Source organism: Nocardioides sp. Z38_18 (assembly GCF_058215695.1).
Genome location: NZ_JBZAJE010000002.1, coordinates 1,231,576 through 1,255,535 on the forward strand (window position 1 = coordinate 1,231,576; position 23,960 = coordinate 1,255,535).

General features: G+C 68.6%; 22 protein-coding genes. 18 read left to right on the forward strand and 4 right to left on the reverse strand.

Going from position 1 to position 23,960, the window contains the following annotated elements; genetic code table 11:
* Window positions 1–24: 24 nt before the first annotated feature.
* Window positions 25–1,920, reverse strand: coding sequence for a flavin-containing monooxygenase (locus AC4BGC_RS17050; RefSeq protein ID WP_490556828.1), 1,896 nt, complete (start codon window positions 1,918–1,920; stop codon window positions 25–27).
* A 144-nt stretch (window positions 1,921–2,064) separates the two neighbouring features.
* Between AC4BGC_RS17050 and AC4BGC_RS17055 the strand changes: the two genes are divergently transcribed.
* Together AC4BGC_RS17055 and AC4BGC_RS17060 are read left to right on the forward strand one after the other, a co-directional pair.
* Complete coding sequence (locus AC4BGC_RS17055) at window positions 2,065–2,502, forward strand: VOC family protein (RefSeq protein WP_490556830.1); 438 nt, start codon at window positions 2,065–2,067, stop codon at window positions 2,500–2,502.
* Window positions 2,503–2,575: 73 nt separating this feature from the next.
* Entirely contained in the window at window positions 2,576–4,075 is a 1,500-nt protein-coding gene (locus tag AC4BGC_RS17060; RefSeq protein WP_490556832.1) for a carboxylesterase/lipase family protein, read from the forward strand.
* 195 nt (window positions 4,076–4,270) lie between these two features.
* Here the strand turns inward: AC4BGC_RS17060 and AC4BGC_RS17065 are convergent, their stop codons facing one another.
* Window positions 4,271–5,314: an FAD-dependent monooxygenase gene (locus AC4BGC_RS17065; RefSeq protein WP_490556834.1), complete on the reverse strand. Its 1,044-nt coding sequence runs from the start codon at window positions 5,312–5,314 to the stop codon at window positions 4,271–4,273.
* A gap of 51 nt (window positions 5,315–5,365) precedes the next feature.
* On the opposite strand from AC4BGC_RS17065, the gene AC4BGC_RS17070 reads away from it, so the two are divergent.
* From AC4BGC_RS17070 to AC4BGC_RS17140, 15 genes are all read left to right on the forward strand, one after another.
* Window positions 5,366–5,905 (forward strand): TetR/AcrR family transcriptional regulator, encoded by a 540-nt coding sequence (locus AC4BGC_RS17070; RefSeq protein ID WP_490556837.1) that lies wholly within the window; start codon window positions 5,366–5,368, stop codon window positions 5,903–5,905.
* 480 nt (window positions 5,906–6,385) lie between these two features.
* Window positions 6,386–7,468, forward strand: a complete 1,083-nt coding sequence (locus AC4BGC_RS17075; protein WP_490556839.1) for a DNA sulfur modification protein DndB — start codon at window positions 6,386–6,388, stop codon at window positions 7,466–7,468.
* Window positions 7,469–8,164: 696 nt separating this feature from the next.
* The gene (locus AC4BGC_RS17080; protein WP_490556840.1) at window positions 8,165–8,965 is read left to right on the forward strand and encodes a hypothetical protein; all 801 of its coding nucleotides are present in this window, start codon (window positions 8,165–8,167) and stop codon (window positions 8,963–8,965) included.
* Between the two features lie 140 nt (window positions 8,966–9,105).
* The gene (locus tag AC4BGC_RS17085; protein ID WP_490556842.1) at window positions 9,106–9,702 is read left to right on the forward strand and encodes a TetR/AcrR family transcriptional regulator; all 597 of its coding nucleotides are present in this window, start codon (window positions 9,106–9,108) and stop codon (window positions 9,700–9,702) included.
* Window positions 9,703–9,708: 6 nt separating this feature from the next.
* Complete coding sequence (locus tag AC4BGC_RS17090) at window positions 9,709–10,932, forward strand: cytochrome P450 (RefSeq protein WP_490556844.1); 1,224 nt, start codon at window positions 9,709–9,711, stop codon at window positions 10,930–10,932.
* Window positions 10,932–11,720 carry an SDR family oxidoreductase gene (locus AC4BGC_RS17095; RefSeq protein ID WP_490556846.1) on the forward strand — a complete coding sequence of 263 codons (789 nt, stop codon included), beginning with the start codon at window positions 10,932–10,934 and terminating at the stop codon, window positions 11,718–11,720. The genes AC4BGC_RS17090 and AC4BGC_RS17095 overlap by 1 nt, the downstream gene beginning before the upstream one ends.
* The gene (locus tag AC4BGC_RS17100) at window positions 11,717–13,192 is read left to right on the forward strand and encodes a cytochrome P450 (protein ID WP_490556847.1); all 1,476 of its coding nucleotides are present in this window, start codon (window positions 11,717–11,719) and stop codon (window positions 13,190–13,192) included. The genes AC4BGC_RS17095 and AC4BGC_RS17100 overlap by 4 nt, the downstream gene beginning before the upstream one ends.
* Window positions 13,189–13,386: a ferredoxin gene (locus tag AC4BGC_RS17105; RefSeq protein ID WP_490556849.1), complete on the forward strand. Its 198-nt coding sequence runs from the start codon at window positions 13,189–13,191 to the stop codon at window positions 13,384–13,386. Before AC4BGC_RS17100 ends, AC4BGC_RS17105 begins: the two co-directional genes overlap by 4 nt.
* On the forward strand, window positions 13,386–13,958 hold the full coding sequence (locus tag AC4BGC_RS17110) for a nuclear transport factor 2-like protein (protein ID WP_490556851.1): 573 nt from the start codon (window positions 13,386–13,388) through the stop codon (window positions 13,956–13,958). The genes AC4BGC_RS17105 and AC4BGC_RS17110 overlap by 1 nt, the downstream gene beginning before the upstream one ends.
* Window positions 13,951–15,432 carry an aldehyde dehydrogenase gene (locus AC4BGC_RS17115; protein ID WP_490556853.1) on the forward strand — a complete coding sequence of 494 codons (1,482 nt, stop codon included), beginning with the start codon at window positions 13,951–13,953 and terminating at the stop codon, window positions 15,430–15,432. Before AC4BGC_RS17110 ends, AC4BGC_RS17115 begins: the two co-directional genes overlap by 8 nt.
* Before the next feature lie 28 nt (window positions 15,433–15,460).
* Window positions 15,461–16,201: an SDR family oxidoreductase gene (locus AC4BGC_RS17120; protein WP_490556855.1), complete on the forward strand. Its 741-nt coding sequence runs from the start codon at window positions 15,461–15,463 to the stop codon at window positions 16,199–16,201.
* Window positions 16,198–17,061: an NAD(P)-dependent oxidoreductase gene (locus tag AC4BGC_RS17125; protein ID WP_490556857.1), complete on the forward strand. Its 864-nt coding sequence runs from the start codon at window positions 16,198–16,200 to the stop codon at window positions 17,059–17,061. Before AC4BGC_RS17120 ends, AC4BGC_RS17125 begins: the two co-directional genes overlap by 4 nt.
* Window positions 17,054–17,422, forward strand: a complete 369-nt coding sequence (locus tag AC4BGC_RS17130) for a carboxymuconolactone decarboxylase family protein (RefSeq protein ID WP_490547221.1) — start codon at window positions 17,054–17,056, stop codon at window positions 17,420–17,422. The genes AC4BGC_RS17125 and AC4BGC_RS17130 overlap by 8 nt, the downstream gene beginning before the upstream one ends.
* Complete coding sequence (locus tag AC4BGC_RS17135) at window positions 17,419–18,999, forward strand: AMP-binding protein (RefSeq protein ID WP_490556859.1); 1,581 nt, start codon at window positions 17,419–17,421, stop codon at window positions 18,997–18,999. The genes AC4BGC_RS17130 and AC4BGC_RS17135 overlap by 4 nt, the downstream gene beginning before the upstream one ends.
* Window positions 18,996–20,237, forward strand: coding sequence for a hypothetical protein (locus AC4BGC_RS17140; RefSeq protein ID WP_490556862.1), 1,242 nt, complete (start codon window positions 18,996–18,998; stop codon window positions 20,235–20,237). The genes AC4BGC_RS17135 and AC4BGC_RS17140 overlap by 4 nt, the downstream gene beginning before the upstream one ends.
* A gap of 168 nt (window positions 20,238–20,405) precedes the next feature.
* On the opposite strand, the gene AC4BGC_RS17145 is transcribed toward AC4BGC_RS17140, so the two are convergent.
* Entirely contained in the window at window positions 20,406–21,170 is a 765-nt protein-coding gene (locus AC4BGC_RS17145; protein ID WP_490547218.1) for an SDR family oxidoreductase, read from the reverse strand.
* A gap of 128 nt (window positions 21,171–21,298) precedes the next feature.
* Window positions 21,299–21,766, reverse strand: a complete 468-nt coding sequence (locus AC4BGC_RS17150) for a MarR family winged helix-turn-helix transcriptional regulator (RefSeq protein ID WP_490556863.1) — start codon at window positions 21,764–21,766, stop codon at window positions 21,299–21,301.
* Window positions 21,767–21,833: 67 nt separating this feature from the next.
* On the opposite strand from AC4BGC_RS17150, the gene AC4BGC_RS17155 reads away from it, so the two are divergent.
* Window positions 21,834–23,924, forward strand: coding sequence for an MMPL family transporter (locus tag AC4BGC_RS17155; RefSeq protein WP_490556865.1), 2,091 nt, complete (start codon window positions 21,834–21,836; stop codon window positions 23,922–23,924).
* The last annotated feature ends 36 nt before the right edge of the window (window positions 23,925–23,960 follow it).

Consider the following 23,960-nt stretch of genomic DNA (forward strand, 5'->3'; position numbering starts at 1 on the left):
GTTCGGGTCGGGCGACGTGCGGGCTCAGGAGACGGTGAAGTCGCCGGGGTCGAAGGACGACACCCGGTTGTAGTAGTCCTCGTTGCGGAACGGCCAGTGCACGATCTGGCGACCGTCCTTGACGTAGTAGTTCTTGTCGGCCGGGGCCTCGCCCAGCCAGATCAGGTCGCTGTGGGCGGCGTCGATCTCCGCCTGGTAGTCGTCGAAGACCTCCGGACGCAGCTCGAAGGAGGAGGCGCCGTTCTCCAGGAGGTGGACGACGCCCTGGGCGGCGTACCGCGACCAGATCTCGCTCCAGGTGACGAACGCCCCCGAGCGGGGCTGTGCGTTCGGGCCGTAGAAGACGAACAGGTTGGGGAACCCGGGGAGCGTCATCCCGAGGTAGGCACGCGGACCGTCCTTGGACCACAGGTTCTGGAGGTCCGCGCCGCCCGACCCGACGTACTCCGTGGGGTAGAGGTACTTGCTGACGTCGAACCCGCTCGCGAACACGATCGCGTCGACCTCGAGCCTGCGGCCGTCCTTGGTGACGATGGCGTCGGCCTCGATGTGGTCGATGCCCTCGGCGACGAGCTCGACGTCGGGTCGCAGCAGCGATTCGTACCAGCCGCTGTCGACGACGAGCCGCCGCGCCAGCGGGGCGTAGTCGGGCGTGACCTTCTCGATGAGGTCGGGCCGCCCGGCCAGCTGCTCCTGGATGTAGTCGGTGAGCGCGGATCGGAGGGCGTCGTTGCGCTCACTGATCAGCCCGCCGCCGGCCTGCCATTCGCGGTCGTACTCCTGGGCCAGCTGCATCCCGTTGGTCGTGACCTGGGTGTGGAAGCAGTACCAGTTCCAGTAGTAGGGAACGTGGTCGAAGAGCCAGCGGATCTCAGGCGTGATCGTTGCCCGGTAGCCCTCCATCGGGGAGATCCACTGCGGCGTGCGCTGCAGGACGAAGAGCTTCTCGGAGTGCTCGGCGAGCCACGGCGTGAGCTGGACGCCGGTCGACCCGTTGCCGATCACCGCGACGACCTTGCCACTCGGGTCGAAGGAGGAGTCCCACGCGGTGGTGTGGAAGAACGGGCCCTGGAAGTCCTCGACACCGGGGATGTCCGGCAGTCGTGGCGTGGAGAACTGTCCGGCGGCGCTGACGATCACGTTGGCGGTCGCCTGCCGCACGCTCCCGTTCGGGCTCTTCAGGGTGAGCGTCCACGACTTCGTCTCGTCGTCGAAGGACGCGCCCTCGAGCGAGGAGTTGAACTGGATGTGGGGGGTGACGCCGAACTCGTCCGCGGTGTGCTGGACGTACTTCTTCACCTCGTCCGCGGCGGCGAAGTACTCCGACCACGGGTAGTTCTTGATGAACTTGAACTGGTAGAGGAAGCTGCTCGTGTCGACCCGGGCCTCCGGGTAGCTGTTCACCTGCCAGGTGCCGCCGGCCGCGGGCTCACGCTCGTACACGTCGTACGGGATACCGAGCCGCTCGAACTGCACCGCGGCGGCGATCCCGCTCGGGCCGGCCCCGATGATCGCGACCGAGAACCCCTCCGGGATCGACGGCTTCTCGTCGTGCCAGGTGGCCTCGCGCGGGAACTCGTCGAAGGCGAGCTCCTCCCGGCCGTGCCGGAACTCGACGTCGTCCGGGGCGGTGCCCGTCATCAGCTGCATCATCGAGCGCAGCTCGTCGTCGCTCGGCAGCGCTCGCTCCTGGGTCGCCTCCCCCGAGAGCAGGAACTCCACCGCCTTGCGACGGATCGTCTCGGCGTGCCGCTCGTCGACGATCGGTGAGTGGAAGGCGCCACCGCGTCGCGGCTCCTGGTTGACCTGCATCTCCGCAAGCTCGGGGTCGCGGGTCAGCTGGTAGAGGGCCATACGCAGCACGCTGACGTTCGCTTGCGCGACGGCGGCCTCGACCTGGGCGCGTTCGGGGGCTGACATGTGTCTCCTTTTCACTGCTAACAAAGCAATCATTGCAAGGATTGCAGTGATCAGGGCCACAAGTCAAGGGATGCCGCGTGCCCGGTTCGGTCCACCCCCCGGCGTTCGGACCGCGTGGCCTCGCGGCCCGGTAACGTGCCAGGCATGCCCATCAGGCTCGAGAACGTCGGCATCGCCGTACGGGATCTCGAGGCTACGATCGCGTTTTTCACCGACCTCGGACTGACCGTCCTCGGCCGTGCCGAGGTCAGCGGGGAGTGGACCGAGACGGCCGTCGGCCTCGACGGCAACCACGCGAAGATCGCCATGCTCCAGACACCGGACGGCAACGGTCGTCCCGAGCTGTTCGAGTACCTCCACCCAGAGGCGATCGAGACCGAGCCCACCCAACCCAACGAGATCGGCATGCACCGCGTCGCCTTCGCCGTCGACGACATCGACGAGGCGCTGGAGATCGCGGCACGGCACGGTTGCCACCCGCTGCGTGGCGTGGCGAACTACGAGGACGTCTACAAGCTCACCTACGTCCGCGGCCCCAGCGGCATCATCGTGATGCTCGCTCAGGAGCTGGACCAGAGCTGATTGCTGGACCGGTCTCGTCCCTGGGAGCAGACTGCGATGCATCAGCGAACACGTCGCGGGAACTGGGGCGAGCATGGACGTACAGGTCAGTGGCGGTCAGGTCCGTGGCAGCGACGACGGGAGCGTGGCGGAGTTCCTCGGGATCCCGTACGCCGCGGCGCCGTTCGGCGAGCGGCGGATGGCCCCGCCGCAGCCGGTGCCGCCGTGGGACGGGGTGCGGGACGCGACGGCGTACGGGCCGACCTGCCCCAAGGGCGACTACCCGGTGCCGTACCAGCCGCTGCTGCCCGAGCAGGTGATCCCGGGCGAGGAGTGCCTGAACCTGAACGTGTGGACGCCGAGCACCGCTCTCGCAGGAAGCGGCGGGCTGCCTGTGCTGGTGTGGATCCACGGGGGCTCTTTCATGAACGGCTCCGGCTCGGTGCTGGAGTACGACGGCACCTCGTTCGCGCGCGACGGCGTGGTCTGCGTGACGATCAACTACCGGCTCGGGGCCGAGGGCTTCCTCTACACCGAGGACGACCTGGGCGCCGGCACCGTCAACCTCGGTCTGCAGGACCAGGTCGCTGCGCTCCGCTGGGTGCAGGACAACATCGCGGCCTTCGGTGGCGACCCGGCGCGGGTGACGGTCGCGGGCGAGTCCGCCGGGGCGATGAGCGTGACCACCCTGCTCGCGATGCCGTCGGCGCGCGGGCTCTTCGCCCAGGCGATCACCCAGTCCGGCGCCGGCTCGCACACCCTGACGCCCGAGACCGGGCTGAAGGTGTCGCAGGCTCTCGCCACGAACCTCGGGATCGAGCCAACTCGGGAGGCATTCGCGGGGGTGGAGCCGGACGAGCTGGTCGCCGCCGCGACCGCGCTCATCCTCGAGGTGCGCAACGCGCCCGACCCGACCACCTGGGGATCGCTGACCCTCAACCTGCTGCCGTTCGCGCCGGTGGTCGACGGCACCGCGCTCCCGGAGGCCCCGCTGGAGGCGTTCGCCGCCGGCGCCGCCTCCGACGTCCCGGTGCTGCTCGGCACCAACCGCGAGGAGTTCCGGCTCTTCCTGCTCGCGCCGGGGGTGATCGACTACGTGGACGAGCCGACGCTGGCGGGTGCCGCCGCGGCGTACGGCCTGCCGCCGGAGGGCCTGGAGCTCTACCACAAGAACCGCCCCGACGCCTCCCCCGGCGACGTGCTGTCCGCGGTGATCACCGACTGGTTCTTCGCCGTACCCGCGATCCGGCACGCCGAGGCCCGCGAGACCGGCGGCGGCACGACGTGGACCTACCGCTTCGACCACCCGGACTTGGCGGACAACAACAACTACGGCGCCTGCCACGCGGTCGAGATCCCGTTCGTCTTCGACAACATCGCCCTCGACCAGACCAAGCCGCTGATCGGGGACACCCCGTCACAGAAAGTCGCCGAGACCGCGCATGCCGCGTGGGTGGCCTTCGTGACCTCGGGAGACCCCGGATGGGCGCCGTACACGAGGTCGACCAGGGCCACTGGTGTGATCGCGGAGCAGGTGGCGGTCGTTGACGATCCTGACGGCGAGGAGCGGGCCGTGTGGGGTGGGATCAGGTAGCGAGGATCCCGGTTCGTCCGACGACCCTCCGGGCGCAAGGCCTCAGGTCAGGGCACTCACCTGCCGGCGCGACCCCAGTTCGTTACGGACGACGCCTTCGATGAGCTGATGCTTGCGGGGCGAGACGCTGGTCGCGGTCGCGACTGTCGGACAGTAAGGCGCATGCACCGGCCGGCAGCACCACTCGCCAGCAGCCTATGCGCCCCTTGCCCCGCTCGGCCCCTGGATGCTTGCGGCCGCTCGGACGACGGCGCGCCCGGCTCGCGCGGAGAGGGCGAGCCTCCGAGCCACTGTGGCTGCCGCCCTCGTGCGTTGTCCCGCGCGTAGTCGCGCCCGCTCGTAGCGGCGTACTCCGTCTGGCCCGTGCTCGTTGAGAGCCTCACCAAGAACGATCGCGTCGACCATCGCCTCGCAGGCTCCCCGTCCGAGGTTGGGTGCCATCGCGTGGGCGGCGTCACCGACCAACACGTAGCGGTCCCTGACCAGCTCGCGCGCGCGTCGGGACTCCAGGATCGTGTTGACCACCGTCCGTTCGGGGTCCGCACCCGCGAGGGTCGCCTGCACCAGCTCGGGGAAGCCGGCGTACGCGTCGCGCGCCCAGGCCAGGGCGCTCTCCGGCGAGTCCTCGCCGCGCCGGGCGGAGGCGTACCAGTTTGTGCCGGTGCGGTGGGGCAGCCGGTTCGGTCCAACGCCGAAGAGCAGGCCCTCGCCCCAGAACTCGTGCATCTGGTCCAGCGGGGCGTCCGGAGCCGTTTCCAGCACGCCACGGATCGCCACGACTCCCGTGTCCCGAGGGTCGTGCCCCCAGACCTGTCGGCGTACGACGCTGCGCGCACCATCCGCGGCCACCACCAGGTCGCCACCGAGCGTGGTCGCGTCGTCCACGTGGCGCTGCTTGCGGTCGACGGCGTCGGGCACCGCCTCGTCGAGAAGCTGGAGCAACGCGGGGCGGGTGATCAACCATGTCTCAGCGTCCTGCTTCGTCATCGTCACCGGTCGGCGGGCGCTGTCGGCAGTGATCGCACCGGAAGTGAGCAGGAGGCCGCGTTCACGGACCCCGTCCGCGAGCTTGACGCGCTCGAGGGCTGCGAGGGCGAAGGGCCAGATGCCGAACGCCGTGGGAACCCTGCCGTGACCTGGACTCCGCTCGACGAGCGTCACGTCGTACGTCGTTGGGTCGAGTGTCGCCGCCAGGGTCAGGCCGGCGACTCCCCCGCCGAGGATCGTGATCGTGGGCATCTCACGACGGTACTACTACATCCGTAGTTGCAGGAGGGCTAACCTGCACAGGTGCCTACTCGTCCGGAGCTCGTTGCAGACGCGGCCGTGACCGTCCTCGCGCGCGACGGATTGCGTGGACTCACGCACCGCGCGGTCGACGCCGAAGCAGGGTTGCCCGACGGCAGCACCTCCAACTGCTTCCGCAGCCGCTCAGCGCTCCTGAAGGCGGTCGTGGGCCGGCTCGAGGAACTGGACCTGGCGGTGCTGGCCTCCGGCGCGCAGCCGGACGGGACCTCCCTCCCCGCCGTGGCCGCCCACCTGGCGGGCACCGCCGAGCTGATGGCCTCACCCCGGCACGTGCGAGCGACCCGCGCCCGCATCGCCCTACTGCTTGACGAGACGGCACAGCCGGCCATGGACGCAGGCCACCGCCGCCTCCTCGACATGCTCGAGGCCGTGCTCGAGAGGGGTGGGCACCCTGACCCCGCGCCCGCAGCCCGCGCAGTCGCCGACCTGCTCGACGGCGCACTCGTGCACGCCGTCTCGGTGCGCTCACGAACGGTGGATGTCGAGGAGCTGGCGGCCGCGGTCGAACGATTGTTGCGCTGAGAGGCGCGGCCCCTGGAGCCAGGTCAGGCGTCGGTCTCGCGCACCCGCCACTCGACTGCCGCCAGCGGATCACTGCAGTAGCTGCAGAGTGATGCCTACGGCATGAGTGACTCGGGAGGGCCATACAGCACCCCCACAACGACTCGGGCAACCAGGGAGCGATTCTCCCGGGCGATCTCATTGGCAATGAGAAGGTCAGGGGGTTCGAAGCCCCCAACTCCACAAGTGTGACGTAGATCACACCTTGTATGTTCCAGAAGCCTAGTGTTCGGGACGAACATCGTCTACTATGGAGACATACACAGAGACGGCCCGCATTCCAAGGAGCCGCGCCATCGTAGGGCGTTGCAGGGAAAAGCGGACCGTCGTAGGCCTGACAACCTCAAGTGTAGCAGCCTCGGCCCCGCGGGTCGGCCTCTAGTACTGGTCGCGAAGCGGGGCGGAGCTGTGCCCCCCATCATCCCACCGAGGAGACACCCTGTGGCTGACGTTAATTTTCCCGCGCTACACGGAAAGATGGGCGAGCGGGACTTCTATCTCACCATCATGAGTCTGCAAACAGCAGCAGGATTTTTCGATCCAACCCCTCCCTCTCTGCCTGCGGAGTTCAGGGCGCAACGCCCTCTGAACGAGAAGCGCATCCCGGAGATCGTGCAATACATGATCGAGAAGGAGGGTGACTGGGTCTTTGGCAGTCTGACTGTTTCATTCCTGGGCGACTCCTCGTACTCGGATAAGGACCACGAGCTGACACTCGATACCGAGACAGAGTTCGTCATTGTTGACGGGCAGCATCGTCTGGCTGCAATCCAGCGTGCTATCAGGGAAGATCCTCTGCTCCGCAAGCAGCAAATCGGCGTGATGTTGATTCCGTTTGAAAGCCTTGACCGCAACCAGCAAATCTTCAGCGACCTGAACCGCACTGTTCAGAAGACGAGTCGCTCGCTGGACATTCTGTACGACCACGACGATCCCCTGAATGGCGTCGTGAAGACCGTCGCGGCCCGTGTCCCGCTTTTCACTGGGCGAGTCGAGAAGAACGCGACGTCCCTCGCAGTGCGATCCCGGCACTTCATCACGTTGTCCTCGCTATACGACGCGTGTCGCCAGTTGCTCGGGGGGCAGGCCGCGGTCGCTGCCCTGAAGAACGATGATGACGCCGTTGCAGCGGCAGAAGAACTGTGTGTCCGCTACTGGAAAAAGTTGAGCGACTTAATTGAACCTTGGCAAGAGGTGCGCGACGGGGACATGAAACCGGCCGACGCTCGCATGGACTACATCGTCGCGCACGCCGTAGCTTTCTGGGCCCTCGGAACTGCGGGGTCACAGGTTCTCGGCATACGATCCAAGGACGATTGGTCGAAAGAGCATCGTTTTGATCAGCTGGCTCCCTTGTCGGACATCGATTGGGCAAAAACCAATCCTGGATGGCAGGGCATCGCAATGTTGGGCGGAAACGTGGTGACGAGACACCAGACTCGGGCAGCGCTGTCCAAGCGAATCTGTCACCTGGTTGACTCGAAGAAGTTCGAGGATGCCGTCAACGTGTTGGAGATCGACTAAGCGTGGACGCGAGACCCACGGTTCGCGTTCGATCAAGACTGTCAGCGGCGGATGCGATGATGGTCTGTCGCTGGATTGAGCTCGGTCGCCCGGGTTCTGGCCCTGCTTCTCGTCGCAACTGCCGTTGTGTTCCACATCGTCACTTCGCTCTTCGCAACAAGTGCCAGGGGGCAGAAGGGAAGGTGGTTCACGTGACCGCTTACGACTGGTTGCGTCAGGGGAAGTTCCGCCACTGAGCTGGTAGGTGCCGACGTCTTCACGGCGTTGGCAGTCACCGCAGGGCCAAGCTGAGTCCAGCGACTCCCGCCCACAACGGCTTCGTGGACCGCTTCCCCTTCTCCCCACGCGCAGCGGCGGATGCGATCACCCGCGTTGCTGGACTTCGACTTGAACAGGTGGCTGTAGCGACCCAGCGTAAACGACGGCTTGTCGTGACCCAATCGTTCTGCAACTTCCAGCGGCGTGAAGTCGTGAGCGATAAAGAGCTCGCGTGGAAGTGCCGGAGATGGGCAAGCAGGGTCTAGAGGTCGGCAAGGAAGTTCAGGGTTAGTGCATCCACCACAAAGCGCGCTTACGTGGAATGCTGATCTCTTCCGAGGCCCGGCCCGACCTGCGATTGGGGAGAGTGCATGTCAGCACAGACCATGCTCAAACTCTCCTTGAGTGAGAACGCGTTCGACTCACTCAACGAATCCCTTGGCCTATGTTGAGCAGGCAGAGAACGACCCGCCGCGATGGAAGTTCGCGGTTCTCAACCTCACGCATGCTTTAGAACTCTTGTTAAAGCACCGACTGCAGCGCGCCAACGAATTGCTCATCTGGGAGAACGTCGATCGTCCAGGAAGGACGGTCTCCTTGGAGAAGGCGGTCCAGCGCCTGATGCGCCTCCAGTTGGGCGTTGACGAGAGCGATCAGCGGACGATCGCGAAGGCTCAGTCCTGGCGCAACAACATCACTCACTACGAGGTCGACCTTGTCTTGGAGGAAGTCCGGGACGTCTACCTCCTGACCTTTGAGTTCTTCGATCGCTTCCTAGAACAGGAACTGAACGAGTCCCTATCCGAGCGCGTTCGCGACCAACACTTGCCGACTGCGACACGGCTCATGAAGGACTTCGCGCAAGAGTTCCTGACGTTTCGCGGCCGCGAGATGCACCGTCGATGGCCGCGCCTACTGCTGGCGGCTCAAGCGATCCCCACGGTGTTTGACGGCGAGGTTTCGTTTCAGCGCATCAAGTGGGGAAGCGAGCCATTCTGGATCAATAAAGCATCCGGGGACGTCGAGCCCCCTGGGTTCTGCATCGACTGCGCCACCGCAGTTGGGGACTTCCACGGACCTCTCTGTGACAGCGAGCGGTGTCCACGCTGCGGGGGCCAACTGCTGTCTTGCTCGTGCCCTCTAGAAAGCGAGCTGTGGTCACTTGATGATGAATCGTGGGCAGACTGGGAACAGGACTATGTGACCGTTGAGGAGACTGAACGCGAACTCGATGCCTAGCTCGAACCCGGCCATTCGCGGATGGGCCGAGCGTCTTATCACCGCCTGTCGCCGCGAGTGATGCGGTCTGACTGACACAAACAGCCGCCTTCACCTCGAAACCCTTGCCAACAAACAAGAACACGTTCTAGATTGGACAGGTGTCCAGTCAAGTGTCCAACTCGCTCCGGCGCGAGCTGGGTTCGCGGCAGGCCGAGACGCTGGACAAGCTGTTCGATGCCGCTCGCGAGGAGCTGGGCGAGGTCGGGCATGAGGCGCTGACGATCCGCACCGTCGCGGCGCGAGCCGGGGTCTCGGCGGCGACGGCGTACAACTACTTCGCCTCTCGCGACCACCTGATCGCAGAGCTGTTCTGGCGACACCTGACCGAGACCGGGGGGCCCACGCTCACCGGGGACACCGCCACCCGGCGGCTGCAGGAGACCACCCGGCACCTGGCCGAGACGATCGCGAGCGCGCCGCCGCTGGCGGCCGCAGCAACCAAGAGCCTGCTCGGCAGCGACAACTCGGTCGACCAGCTGCGGCTGCGGACCGGGGCGATCTTCGCCGACCGGTTCCGCGCCGCCATCGGCGATCCCGTCGACCCCCGCGTCCTGGAGGCGCTGCTGATGGCGTTCTCCGGAGCCCTGCTGCAGACCGGGATGGGGATCTTCACCTACCCCGAGCTCGCCGACCGGCTCGACGACGTCGTCGCCGTGATCATGGCCGGCCACGACTCCCCCACCGAGACGAAGTAGGCGGCGATGAGCGCACCTGTCAGCGAGAGGCTCGTCTTCGACCCCTACGACTACGCGCTCCAGGACGACCCCTACCCGGTCTACCGGCGGCTGCGCGACGAGGACCCGCTGCACCACAACGAGGAGCACGACTTCTGGGTGATGTCGCGCCACGCCGACGTGCACAAGGCCGTGCGCACCGACGGCATCTACTCCAACGCGATGGGCGTCTCCCTCGACGCCACGGCCTGGTCGCCGCACGCCCACCACACGATGTCGTTCCTCGCGATGGACCCGCCGGAGCAGACCCGGCTGCGCAAGCTCGTCTCCAAGGGGTTCACCCCCAAGCGGGTCGCCGGCCTGGAGCCGCAGATCCAGCGGATCACCGACACCTACCTCGACCAGGCGCTGCAGAACCCCGAGTTCGACTGGATCCACGACTTCGCCGGCAAGCTCCCGATGGACGTGATCTCCGAGATGCTCGGGGTGCCGGAGGCCGACCGCGACGAGGTACGCCGCCTGGCGGACCTGCTCGTGCACCGCGAGCCCGGCCTGCGCGACGTACCCCCCGAGGGCATCGAGGCCGCGATGACGCTGTTCGGCTACTACGCCGACCTGCTCGCCGACCACAAGAAGAACCCCGCCGACGACCTCACCAGCGCGCTGCTCGGCGCCGAGGACGGGGGCGACAAGATGACCGACCAGGAGATCATCGCGTTCCTGTTCCTGATGGTCGTGGCCGGCAACGAGACCACCACCAAGCTGCTCGGCAACGCGATGTATCACCTCACCGCGCATCCCGACCAGCTCGCCGAGGTCTTCGCCGACCCCGCCCACGAGGGCGACCTGGTGGACCGCTGGGTCGAGGAGACCCTGCGCCACGACACCTCCACCCAGCTGCTCGCCCGGCACCTGACCGCCGATCTCACCCTGCACGGCAGGACCGCGCCCGCCGGGTCGAAGCTGCTGTTCTGCCTGGGCTCGGCCAACCGCGACGACCGGGTGTTCACCGACCCGGAGACCTTCGACCTGCACCGCCCCGACGCCGAGCTGCGCCAGATCCTCAGCTTCGGCGGCGGCCGGCACTTCTGCCTCGGCGCCAACCTCGCCCGGCTGGAGTCGCGCGTCGCCCTGCGCGAGGTGGTCCGCCGGGTGCGCACGATCGAGGCCGACCGCGACAACGCCACCCGGTTCTACTCCGCCAACGTCCGCGGGTTCGCGGCACTGCCTGTGAAGGTCGAGGTCCGCTGATGGGCAAGTACGACCAGCCCACACGTCGGCCCGCCGTGGTCACCGGCGCCTCCTCCGGCATCGGCGCCGCCACGGCGATCGCGCTCGCAGCGGCCGGTCACCCCGTCGCCCTCGGCGCCCGGCGGGTGGAGAAGTGCGAGGAGATCGCTGCCCGGATCCGGGAGAACGGCGGCGAGGCCGTCGCGCACCCCCTCGACCTCACCGACGAGGACTCGGTGGCCAAGTTCGCCACGTCGGTGACCGCGGACCTCGGCGACGTCGAGGTCGTGGTCTCCAACGCCGGCGCCGTCGGGCCCGGCACGATCCACGAGATCGAGACCGAGCGGATCCGCGAAGAGCTCGACCTCAACCTTCTCGGGGCACACCGGCTGGTGCGGGCCTTCGTCCCCGGCATGGTCCAACGTCAGCGCGGCGACATCGTGTTCGTCTCCTCCGACGTCGCCGTGCGGCCACGTCCGTTCATGGCGGCGTACGCCGCGAGCAAGTGGGGCCTCGAAGGGCTCGTCGGCGCGATGCAGATGGAGCTCGAGGGCACCGGCGTCCGCGCCAGCGTCGTACGCCCCGGCCCCACCTGGAGCGAGATGGGCACCACCTGGGACGACGCGGACGCCGCCGAGGTGATCGAGCAGTGGGTGCGGTTCGGCTTCGCGCGACACCCGCACTTCCTCAAGCCCGAGGCGCTGGCCAACGCCATCGCCACCATCGTCAGCGCCCCGCGCGGCGTGCACCTGAACCTGATCGAAGTAACCCCCGAGGCACCGGTCACCGACCGGGTGGAGGAACGATGACCCCCCCAGCAACAGGGACCGCGACCGGCCCCACCACCGACGACATCCGCGAGGTGTCAGCGCTCTTCCCCGACGACCCGCACGGGCACCTCCAGGAGCTGCGCACCGACCCGATCGCGCTGCTCAGCCGGGTGCGCGAGGAGTGCGGCGACGTGGGCAAGTTCCGGCTCGTCGACAAGGACGTCGTCCTGGTCAGCGGTGCGGAGGTCAACGAGGCGTTCTTCCGGGCCCCCGACGACGTGCTCGACCAGGCCGCGGCGTACCCGTTCATGACCCCGATCTTCGGTGAGGGCGTCGTCTTCGACGCCTCCCCCGAGCGCCGCCAGGAGATGCTGAAGAACCAGTCGCTGCGCGGTGAGCAGATGCGCGGGCACGCCACCACCATCGAGGCCGAGATCCGCCGGATAGTCGCGGACTGGTCGGACGAGGGTGAGATCGACCTGCTCGACTTCTTCGCCGAGCTCACCATCTACACCACCTCCGCGTGCCTGATCGGCAAGCGCTTCCGCGAGCAGATCGACGCCAGGTTCGCCAGCCACTACCACGACCTCGAGCGCGGCACCGATGCGTTGGCCTTCGTCGACGCGTACGCCGACATCGAGTCCTTCCGCAAGCGCGACGCCGCTCGGGAATCGCTGGTGGAGCTGGTCCAGGAGATCATCACCGAGAGGCTGGGCGAACCCGTCCCGGCGAAGGCCGACCGCGACCTGCTCGACGTACTCATCTCGCTCAAGGACGACGACGGCAGCCAGCACTTCTCCGCCAGCGAGATCACCGGGATGTTCATCTCGATGATGTTCGCCGGGCACCACACCAGCTCCGGCACCGCCGCCTGGACGATGATCGAGCTGCTGCGCCACCCCGACCTGATGACCGAGGTGATCGGGGAGCTGGACGCGCTGTACGCAGACGGCTCCGAGGTCTCCTTCCAGGCGCTGCGCGAGATCCCCCGCCTGGAGGCCTCGCTCAAGGAGACCCTGCGGCTGCACCCGCCGCTGATCCTGCTGCTGCGGGTGGCCCAGCAGGAGTTCGAGATCGGCGGGCACACCGTCCCGATCGGCACCATGGTCGGCGCCACCCCCAAGGTCTCCAACCGGATCGCGGAGGACTTCCCCGACCCCGACGCCTTCGACCCCGGGCGCTACCTCGACCCGCGCCAGGAGGACCTCGCCAACCGGTGGACCTGGATCCCCTTCGGCGCCGGTCGGCACCGCTGCGTGGGCAACGCGTTCGCGATGATGCAGCTAAAGGCGATCTTCTCGGTGATGCTGCGCGACTGGGAGTTCGAGATGGCCCAGCCCAGCGAGGACTACCGCGACGACTGCACCAAGATGGTGATCCAGCTCGAGCAGCCGTGCCGGGTGCGCTACCGCCGCCGCAGGAGCAAGCCCGCCGCCAGCGCCACGGCCCCCGCCTCGCAGGAGAGCGCCGAGGCCGCGGGGTGCCCGTTCCCCCACGGAGACGCCTCGTGAGAGCAGTCGCCGACCTCGACCTGTGCCAGGGGCACCAGGTCTGCGTCACCGAGGCGCCCGAGGTCTTCGGGTTCGACGACGAGGCCGACAAGGTCGTCGTACTCCAAGAGAACCCCGACGAGTCCCAGCGGGAGAACGTCAATCTGGCCGTGCGCTACTGCCCGGCCATGGCCCTGAGCATGGAGGAGAACTGATGGAGCGCGCGCAGATGCAGGGGTTCTGGGACGGCTGGCTGGCTGCCAACCGGGAGGCCGAGGAGCGGCGCGACTGGAGCAAGCTCGCCGACCACTACGCCGAGGACGCCACCTACGGGTGGATGTACACCCCCGACGAGCACTTCATGGCGATGGGCCGCGAGGAGATCCGCGCCTACGCGCTCGGCACCGAGATGGCCGGGCTCGACGGGTGGCACTACGACTACGCGGCGACCGTGATGGACGAGTCCAACGGGATGGTCGTCGGTTTCTGGAAACAGCGCGCCGGGATCATCGACGACGTCACCGGCAAGGAGTACGAGATCCGCGGCATCGGCGGCTCCTGGTTCGGGCTGGGTGAGAACGGCGAAGGTGGCCTGCACTTCGCCTGGCAGCGCGACTGGTTCGACCTCGGCTCGACCGGACACACGTTCCTGGAGATCGCCGGCTCCGGCAAGGCACCCAAGGGGCTGATCGACCGGATGCACCTCAAGGGGATCGAGCAGCCGGGGCACTACCGGCACGCTGACCTGCCGTCGACCGTGTGGCCTCCGGTGGTCGGGGATGAGTGATCTCGACAAGCTCGATCAGCGTTTGGCTCCCGAGGCCCGGTTGCTGATCGACGGCAAGCTCGTCGAGGCCTCCGACGGGGCGACGTACCCGATCCTCAACCCGGCCACCGGCCTGGAGATCGGCGTCGCGCCCGACGCCACCGCCGAGGACCTGGACGCCGCCATCGACGCCGCCCGGCGCGCCTTCGACGAGACCGACTGGTCGACCGACGTGGAGCTGCGGGTGCGCTGCGTGCGCCAGCTGCACCAGGCGCTGGTGGACAACGCGGACTCGATGCGCGCGCTCACCACGGCCGAGGTCGGCGCCCCGGCGTTCCTCACCGCGGGTCCGCAGTACGACGTGCCGGTCAGCGGCCTGACCTGGATGGCCGACCTCGCGGAGAGCTATGAGTGGGAGACCGACCTCGGCGTCGCCAAGCCGATGGGGATGAAGTCGCGGCGCACGCTGCGCCGCGAGGCGATCGGCGTGGTCGCCGCGATCACCCCGTGGAACTTCCCCAACCAGATCAACCTCGCCAAGATCGGCCCGGCGCTGCTCGCCGGCAACACCGTCGTGCTCAAGCCGGCCCCGGACACCCCGTGGGTCGCCGCCGAGCTCGGCCGCCTCGCCGCCGAGCTCACCGACCTGCCGCCCGGAGTGCTCAACGTGGTCACCCCGCGCGACAACACCGTCGCCGCGGTGCTCGCGACCGACCCACGGGTCGACCTGGTCTCGTTCACCGGCTCCACCGCGACCGGCCGCGCGATCATGGCCGCTGCGGCGCCCACGCTGAAGAAGGTGTTCCTCGAGCTCGGCGGCAAGTCCGCCGCGATCGTGCTCGACGACGCCGACCTCGCCTCCGCCGTCGGTGGCGTGGCCTTCGCGGTCTGCATGCACGCCGGCCAGGGCTGCGCGCTGACCACCCGGCTGATCGTCCCCCGGGAGAGGTACGACGAGGCCGTGCAGGTCGCCGCCGACACGATGGCGATGATCGGCGCGAAGGACCCGACCGACCCCGGCACGATCTGCGGGCCGGTGATCAACGCCGCCCAGCGACAGCGGATCGCGGGCTACCTCGAGCTGGCAGAGCAGGACGGCGGCCGGTTCGCCACCGGCGGCAACGTGATCGACCAGGACGGGTTCTGGGTCGAGCCGACCGTGATCGCCGACCTCTCGCCGGAGTCCCGCGTCGCGCGCGAGGAGATCTTCGGGCCCGTGCTCGTCGTACTCCCCCACGACGGCGACGACGACGCCGTCCGGCTCGCCAACGACTCCGACTACGGGCTGTCGGGGTCCGTGGACTCCGGCTCGGCCGAACGCGCACGCGCGGTCGCCAACCGGATCCGCACCGGGACGCTCGCGATCAACGGCGGCGTGTGGTTCGCCCCGGACGCGCCGTTCGGTGGCTACAAGCAGTCCGGCATCGGCCGGGAGATGGGTGTCGCCGGCTTCGAGGAGTACCTCGAGACCAAGCTGATCGCGGAAGGTGTGTGAGCCCGTGACCGAGCCGAGGAGAAGCAAGATGAGGTTCGAGAACAAGGTGGCCATCGTCACCGGGGCCGCGCAGGGGATCGGGGAGGCGTACGCCCGCGGGCTCGCTGCCGAGGGCGCGGCCGTGGTGGTCGCGGACCTGAGCCCGAAGGGCAAGGACGTGGCCGACTCGATCGTCGCCGACGGCGGCCGCGCGATCTACGTCGAGACCGACGTGTCCTCGCACGAGTCCGCCAAGGCGATGGCCGACCGCGTGGTCGAGGAGCTCGGCGGGATCGACCTGCTGGTCAACAACGCCGCGATCTACGGCGAGATGGCCTTCGACCTGCTGGTCACCGTGGACTGGGACTACTACCGCAAGTTCATGTCGGTGAACATGGACGGCGCCCTGGTGGTGACCCGCGCGGTCTACGGGCACATGCAGGCCCGCGGTGGTGGCGCGATCGTCAACCAGAGCTCCACCGCGGCCTGGCTGTACGCCGGCTTCTACGCGCTGGCCAAGGTCGGCATCAACGGCCTCACCCAGCAGCTCGCCCACGAGCTCGGCGGGATGAACATCCGCGTCAACGCGATCGCCCCCGGGCCGACCGACACCGAGGCCACCCGCAAGCAGGCCGGCGGTGCCAGCAAGGAGCTGGTCAAGTCGATGGCACTCAAGCGGATGGGCACCACCGACGACATGGTCGGCGCCTGCCTGTTCCTGCTCTCCGACGAGGCCTCCTGGATCACCGGCCAGATCGTCAACGTCGACGGCGGACAGGTCTTCAGATGAGCATGCGTGGCGTCGGCTTCGTCGGGCTCGGCAACATCGGCAAGCCGATGGCGCTGCGGCTCGCGAGCGGACCCACCCCGCTCTGGGTGTACGACGTGATGCCGGAGCCACTCGCCGAACTCGAGAAGGCCGGTGCCAACGTGGCCTCCAGCCTCGCGGAGCTCGCCGCCGAGGTGGACCTGGTCTGCGTGATGGTGCGCGACGACGACCAGGTGCGCGAGGTCCTGGCCGAGATCCTGGGCGCCGACCGCCCCGAGGGGACGCTGACCGTCGCGATCCACTCCACGGTCGCCCCCGGAACCCCGGCCGAGCTCGCGAAGGAGGCGGCCCGGCACGGCGTACTCCTCGTGGACGCGCCCGTCAGCGGCGGCGCGATGGGCGCGGCCGACGGCACCCTGGCGATCCTGGTCGGCGGCGCCGACGAGGCCTTCGCCGCGTGCGAGGAGACGTTCGCGCTGATCGGCACCCGCGTGGTGCACGCCGGACCGATCGGCGCCGGCACCCAGATGAAGCTGGCCCGCAACCTGCTGCACTTCGTCTCGTTCACCGCCGTCACCGAGGCCCAGCGGCTCGCCGAGGCCGCAGGGCTCGACCTGGTGGCGCTGGGCGAGGTGGTCCGGCACACGGACGCGATCACCGGCGGGCCCGGCGCGATCATGCACCGCCGTACGACCGCCCCGATCGCCCCCGACGACTTCTGGCACGGGGTCTTCGACCACGTCTCGACTCTCGGCGAGAAGGACCTCGGCTTCGCGATCGAGCTCGCCGACCAGCTCGGGGTCGACGTACCCCTGGCCCAGCACGCCCTGACCCACCTGCGACCCGCTCTCGGACTCACCCCGAAAGGCACCCATGACTGACGAAACGCCCGAGGACCGCCGCAAGCGCGGTCTGGAGAAGATGAGCGAGGTCTACGGCTGGGAGTTCCAGGACGGGCCGGGCGACTTCTTCGGCCTCACCGCCGACCACCTGTTCGCCGACATCTGGAGCCGTCCCGGCCTGGAGACGCGCGACCGCCGGCTGCTGCTGATCGGCATGCTCGCGGCGCAGGGCGCCACCGACGTGCTCGAGATCCAGCTCGGTGCCGCTCAGCGCGCCGGGGAGCTGGACGCGGAGGCACTGCGGGAGAGCGTCGTCTTCCTGGCCCACTACGCCGGCTGGCCCGTGGCCGCGCGGATGAACAGCATCGTCGAGACCGTGATCGGACAGGGGACAAAATGAGTGACACCGTGCAGAAGCTGCTCCGCGCCCGCGCCGAGGACGACTCCCCCGGGATGGTCTTCGAGGACCGGAGCTGGTCGTGGCGCGAGTACGTCGCCGACGCCAGCGCCCGTGCCAACGCACTCGCCGGGCTGATGGACGACGAGCGGGTGCGCCACGTCGGCGTGCTCCTGGAGAACACCGACGAGATGGCCCTCGCGCTCGCGGCCGGGGCGATGGGCGGCCACGTCACCGCGGGGATCAACCTGACCCGGCGCGGCGAAGGGCTGCGCACCGACGTGCTCCGCGCGGACTGCCAGGTGTTGCTCACCGACGACCAGCACCTGCCGCTGCTCGAGGGGCTCGACCTGTCCGGCGTACGCGTGGTCAACGTCGACGGCGAGGAGTGGCGCTCGCTGGTCGCCGACGGCGCCGGCCCGGTGCGCGACCCGCGCGAGGTCGAGACCATGGACACGTTCATGCTGATCTTCACCAGCGGCACCAGCGGGGCGCCCAAGGCGGTGCAGGTCTCCAACCTGATCACGGTCTTCGCCGGCGCGATGCTGGTGGACAAGTTCGGGCTCACCTCCGAGGACGCGTGCTACCTCTCGATGCCGCTGTTCCACTCCAACGCGGTGCTCTCCGGCTACGCGGTGGCGATCGCCAGCGGCGCCACGATGGTGCTCGCGCGCAAGTTCAGCGCGACGCGGTTCCTGCCCGACGTACGCCGCCACAACGTGACCTACATGAACTACGTCGGCAAGCCGCTCGCCTACCTGCTGGAGACGCCGCCGAAGGACGACGACGCGGACAACCCGCTGAAGTACGCCTTCGGCAACGAGGCCTCCGACCGCGACATCGGTGCCTTCGCGGAGCGGTTCGACTGCCAGGTCTGGGACGGGTTCGGCTCCACCGAGACCGCGGTGATCATCACCCGCGGCGACGACGACCCGCCCGGCTCGATCGGGACGCCGTTCGAGGGCGTCGCGGTCTACGACCGGGAGACCCGCACCGAGTGCCCGCGCGCGGTCTTCGACGAGTTCGGGATGGTGACCAACCTCGACGAGGCGGTAGGGCAGCTGGTGAACACCACCGGCGGTGGCTACTTCGGCGGCTACTACAACGACGAGCAGGCCACCGCGGAGCGCCTCGACGGCGGGATGTTCTGGTCCGGCGACCTCGCCTACCGCGACGAGAACGGCTACGTCTTCCTCGCCGGGCGCACCTCGGACTGGCTGCGCGTGGACGGGGAGAACCTCGCCGCCGGGATGATCGAGCAGGTGCTGATGCGCCACCCCGCGATCAGCCGGGCCGCGGTGTACGCCGTACCCGACCCGCGCGTGGGCGACCAGCTCGTCGCCGCGCTCGTGCTGCTCGACGACCCGCTGCTCGACCCGCCCGAGTTCGAGAAGTTCCTCTCCGAGCAGCAGGACCTCTCCACCAAGGGATGGCCGCGCTACGTGCGGATCGCCACCGAGCTGCCGAGCACCGCGACCAACAAGGTGCTCAAGCGCGAGCTGGTCAAGCAGGGGCTTGAGTTCTCCGACCCCGTGTGGGAGCGGCAGGAGCGGGGCACGGCGTACTCGGTCTCCTCGTGAACGCGCCCGCGCCCAGTCGCTTCGCGGACCTCACCCGTGAGGAGCTCGCGGTCCTGGTGCCCGAGCTGCTGCTGATCGGGCAGCTGATCGACCGGTCCGGGATGGCGTGGTGCATCTCCGCGCTGGGCCGCGAGGCGATGGGCGAGATTGCGATCGAGGAGTGGATGGCGGCCTCGCCGATCTACACCCGGCGGATGCAGCGCGCGCTGGACTTCGTCGGCGACGACGTGGTGACGATCTTCAAGGGGCTGCAGCTCGACATCGGGGCGCCGCCGCAGTTCATGGACTTCCGCTACACGGTGGAGGATCCGTGGCACGGGCGGTTCGAGCTCGCGCACTGCGGGGCGCTGATGGACGTGGAGCCGATGGGGCCGGAGTTCGTGCGCACGATGTGCCACGACATCGAGGACCCGACGTTCGACGCGACCGCGGTGGCCACCAACGCAAGGGCGCAGGTGCGGCCGATCCACCGGCCGCCGCGGGCGTCTTCCGGTTCGGCTTCGGGGCCGCACTGCGCGTGGACGGTGGTGATCGACGAGTCGCACGAGCCGGTCGCCTTCTCTTCGGGGTGCGTGGCCCTTAATTCGTCGCGGGCGGCCACCCTGCCGCTCGCGCCGATCGACCCGTCTTCCCCCGGGATGTCCTCGTACGCCGGGCCGCTGCTCTCCGACCTCGACTTCGCGGAGTTCTCGCACTCCGCGCTGGTCCGGATCGCCGACGAGGTCTGCTTGCAGATGCACCTGCTCAACCTGGGCTTCGTCCGGGCGGTGAGCCTGCGGCTGCCTGCTTCGGAGGCGCGGGAGATCTGCGTGAAGCAGCTCACCGGGATCGCCGGGGTGGCGGCGGGGCGGATCCACCGGGCGCTGGGGCTCTCCTCTGATCTGGAGGGGGCCCGCCAAGTGCTGTCGCTGCACCCGCTGTTCAACCCGGCTGCCTATGTCTCGCTCTCGGAGGGCACCGTCGCGGTCTCGCCCGCCCACGAGGACGGCGGCTGGATCACGCTGGTCGGCCCGCTCTCCGACGCCTCCGTCGAGCTGCGACCGCTCCAGGCGCTGGTCCGGGCGGTTGACCCGTCGTACGACGTGGTGGTGACTGGCTCGCCGTCCGAGTGGTCCCTGGAGGTCATCGAGGGCGAGACTCCGGCCCGGGAAGCCGGCGAGGTCGCGGTCACGAAGTTCAGTACCGGCGCGACCTTCGCGTTCGAACCCCGGATGAGCCTCCCGATCACCCCCGCCTGATCCGCCGAGGCCCCGCCGAGACGTCCCATCTGAAACCCCAGTCCCTGCCGAGACGTCCCATCTGAAAGGCCAGGATGCGCCGAGACGTCACACCTGAAAGAGCAGACTTTTCAGATGCGACGTCTCGGCGGGGTTTGAGCTTTCAGTTGCGACGTGTCGGCGGGTCGGTCACATGAGGCGCTTGAGCACCGGGAGCGGGGCGTGCTTCATCACGACGCTCAGCGGGCTCCAGGGCAGGGGCGGGACGCAGGCGGAGTCCTTCTCCTTCTCGATCGCGTCGACCATGGCGCGTACGCCGACCTCGGTGCTCACCATGCCGCGGACCTTCGCCGGGTCGACCTGGTCGTTCATCTCCGAGGAGATGTAGCCCGGGTAGAGCACGGTCACCTTGATCGGCTTGCCGTACAGCTCGTTGCGCAGTCCCTCGGCGATGTGGGCCGCGCCGGCCTTCGTCGCGGCGTACGTCGTCATGGACTTCGGCATGCCGCGCATCGCCGACATCGAGCTGATCATCACGAAGTGGCCGGCGTTCTGCTCGCGGAAGATCTCCATCGCAGCCTCGGACTGCGCGAGCGCCGCGACGAAGTTGGTCATCGCGGTCTCCTTGTTGGCGTCGTACCGGCCGGTGCCCAGCGGAGCGCCCTTGCCGAGACCGGCGTTGATGATCACCCGGTCGATGGTGCCGAAGTCGGTCTTGAACGCGCGGAACACCTCGAAGACCTGGTCGTCGTCGTTGACGTCGAGCGTGCGGATCTCCACCCGGCGGTCCGGGTGAGCGGCGGAGATCTCCGCCTTCAGCAGCTCCAGCTTCTCGACCCGGCGCGCACACAGGGCCAGGTCGTGGCCCAGGGCCGCCAGCTGCCGCGCCATCTCCGCCCCCAGCCCGCTGCTCGCACCGGTGATCAGGACCGTCTTGCGCTTCGGTTCAGCCATGCAGGCATCCTGCCAACCCCTGGTCCTCGCCGTCCCTATGGGGCCACCGTTTCGGATAGTCCGAGACGTTTCCGTCGTGCGAACGGACAATTCGGAGCGGAATCGTCTCGGACTACCCGGGCGTCGAGTCAGAGCACCGCGCGCAGGGCCCGGATCGCTCCAGCCAGGAACCGGTCCACGGCCTCGCGTTCCTCCTCAGAGAGGGAGGCGTCGAGTACGGCGAGCTCACGGAACATCGGCATCAGGTGGCTGACGACCTCCATCCGGCCGCTCTGGCTCAGCGTGACCGACGTACGCCGCCCGTCGCTGGCGTGCGAGGCGCGCTGCGCGTGGCCGCGGGCCTCGAGACGGTCGATGATCCCCGAGGCGGCGGCGGAGCTCACGCCGAGCAGGCGGGCCAGCTGGCCCGGACCGAGCGGCTCGTCGATGAGGAGCTCGAGGGCGCGCAGCTCGTTGTGCGTCAGGGAGGCGCGACGGGCCACGTTCGGCGCCACCTGCGCGGACAGAGTGGTCAGCTGGTGCAGCGCCTTGAGGGTCGAGCTCTGCTCGACCTGTGCGGGCGCGCCGGAGCCGTTGGACCCCCTCGGGTACTCCATGCTAGGTTCTGTCACTAGATTGCTCACTTAGTTACTAATCAAGTTAACGGTCTCAGGAGTGTAACCCATGTCGAAGCTTCGACGGCTGATCGTCGGCCGCGCCAGCGCCCTCGTCAGCATCCTCCTGCTCGGCTTCGGCATCATGATGATCGTGGGCGTCGGGTCGCTCGACAACGCCACCGCCGTCGACGACCAGCTCCCCCGCGGCTACGACAGCACCCGCGCGGCCCAGCTGCGCGACCAGCTGCCGGAGGAGGACGGCTCGACCGCGGTGGTGCTGTTCACCCAGACCAACGGCGGCGACTCCCCGCTCGACCAGCAGCAGCTCGGCGAGCTGGCCAAGCTGATCTCCGACCTCGACATCAAGAAGGTCTCCGGCCCCGAGGGACCGCCGCTGCTGCCCAGCGAGGACAAGGCTGCGGCGATCAGCATCGTGTCCATCGACGCCAAGGGCGGCAACCAGCTCTCCGCCCCGGTCGAGGAGCTCCGCAAGACACTCGACGACGAGGCACCCAAGGGCATCCGGGCCGAGGTCACCGGCCCCGCCGCGGTCCAGTCCGACCTCTCCGCGGTCTTCGACGGAGCGAACTTCCGGCTGCTCACCGCTACCGCGTCCGTGGTGGCGCTGCTGCTGGTGATCACCTACCGCAGCCCGGTGCTGTGGCTGATCCCCCTGACCGTGGTGGGCATCGCCGACCAGGTGGCCTCGGTCTTCGCCACCCGGGTCCTGACCTGGCTCGACATCCCCTTCGACGGCTCGGTCACCGGCATCCTCTCGGTGCTGGTCTTCGGCGCGGGGACGAACTACGCCCTGTTGCTGATATCCCGCTACCGCGACGAGCTCGGCACCCATGAGGACCGCTACGAGGCGATGCGGCTGGCCCTGCGGCGTACGGCGGAACCCGTGCTCGCCAGCGCCACCACGGTCGTGGTCGGCGTACTCACCCTCGCCCTCTCGCTGACCCCGAACACCCGCGGCCTCGGCATCGCCTGCGCCGTCGGCATCCTGACCGCCCTCACCTTCGCGCTCGTCGCGCTCCCGGCGACCCTCGTCCTCTTCGGTCGCTGGGTGTTCTGGCCCAAGGCCCCGCGCGTGGGATCCAAGTCCCTGGCCGAGGGCCGCACGTTCTGGCGCCGGGTCGGCGACGCGGTGGCCTCCCGCCCCGCCGTCTTCGCCTCCGGCACGCTCGCCGTGATCGCCGTGCTCTCCCTCGGGCTGGTCGACACCAAGATCGGACTGCCCGAGGCCGAGCAGTTCTTGCAGAAGCCCGAGGCGATCAGCGCCGCGGAGCGGCTCTCGGACTACTTCCCCGCCGGCAGCTCGGACCCCACCGTCGTGATGACCGACTCGCCCAAGGAGGCCAACGCCGCGCTGCAGGACCTCAACGGCGTCGCCAGCTCCCGCCAGGGCGCGGAGGGCAACGGCTACACCGAGCTCAACGTGGTGCTCGAGGACCCGGCCGACAGCGCTGCCGCCCGGGCGACCGTGGAACGGATGCGCGACGCCCTCGCCGAGGTCGACGGGAAGAGCTATGTCGGAGGTACGGCGGGTGAGAGCCTCGACCTCGCCGACGCCTCCGCGCGTGACCGATGGCTGATCTTCCCGATCGTGCTGGGCCTGGTGCTCGGGGCGCTGCTGCTCCTCCTGCGCTCGATCGTTGCCCCCGTCCTGCTGGTGCTGACCGTGCTCGCGACCTACGTCGCCGCGCTGGGCGCGGGGTGGTGGATCTTCAAGTACGTCTTCGACTTCAGTGCGCTCGACCAGGCGACCCCGCTGTACTCGTTCCTGTTCCTCGTGGCCCTCGGCGTGGACTACAACATCTTCCTGGTCACCAGAGCCTGGGAGGAGACACCGGGGCACGGCTCCCGGGAGGGCATGCTCCGGGCGCTCGCCGCGACCGGTGGCGTGATCACCAGCGCCGGCATCCTGCTCGCCGCGGTGTTCGCGGTGCTCGGCGTGCTCCCGCTGGTCGTGCTCGCCCAGGTCGGCGTGGTGATCTGCATCGGCGTACTCCTGGACACCCTGCTGGTCCGCACCGTCCTCGTCCCCGCGCTCGCGCTGATCCTCGGTGACAAGTTCTGGTGGCCCCGGAAGATCCCCGCGGCGAGCCGGCCGGAGCGGCGTACCAGCGAGTCGACGCCCGCCCCCGCGGGATAGTCCGAGACGTTTCCGTTCCCGATCGACCAGTTTGAC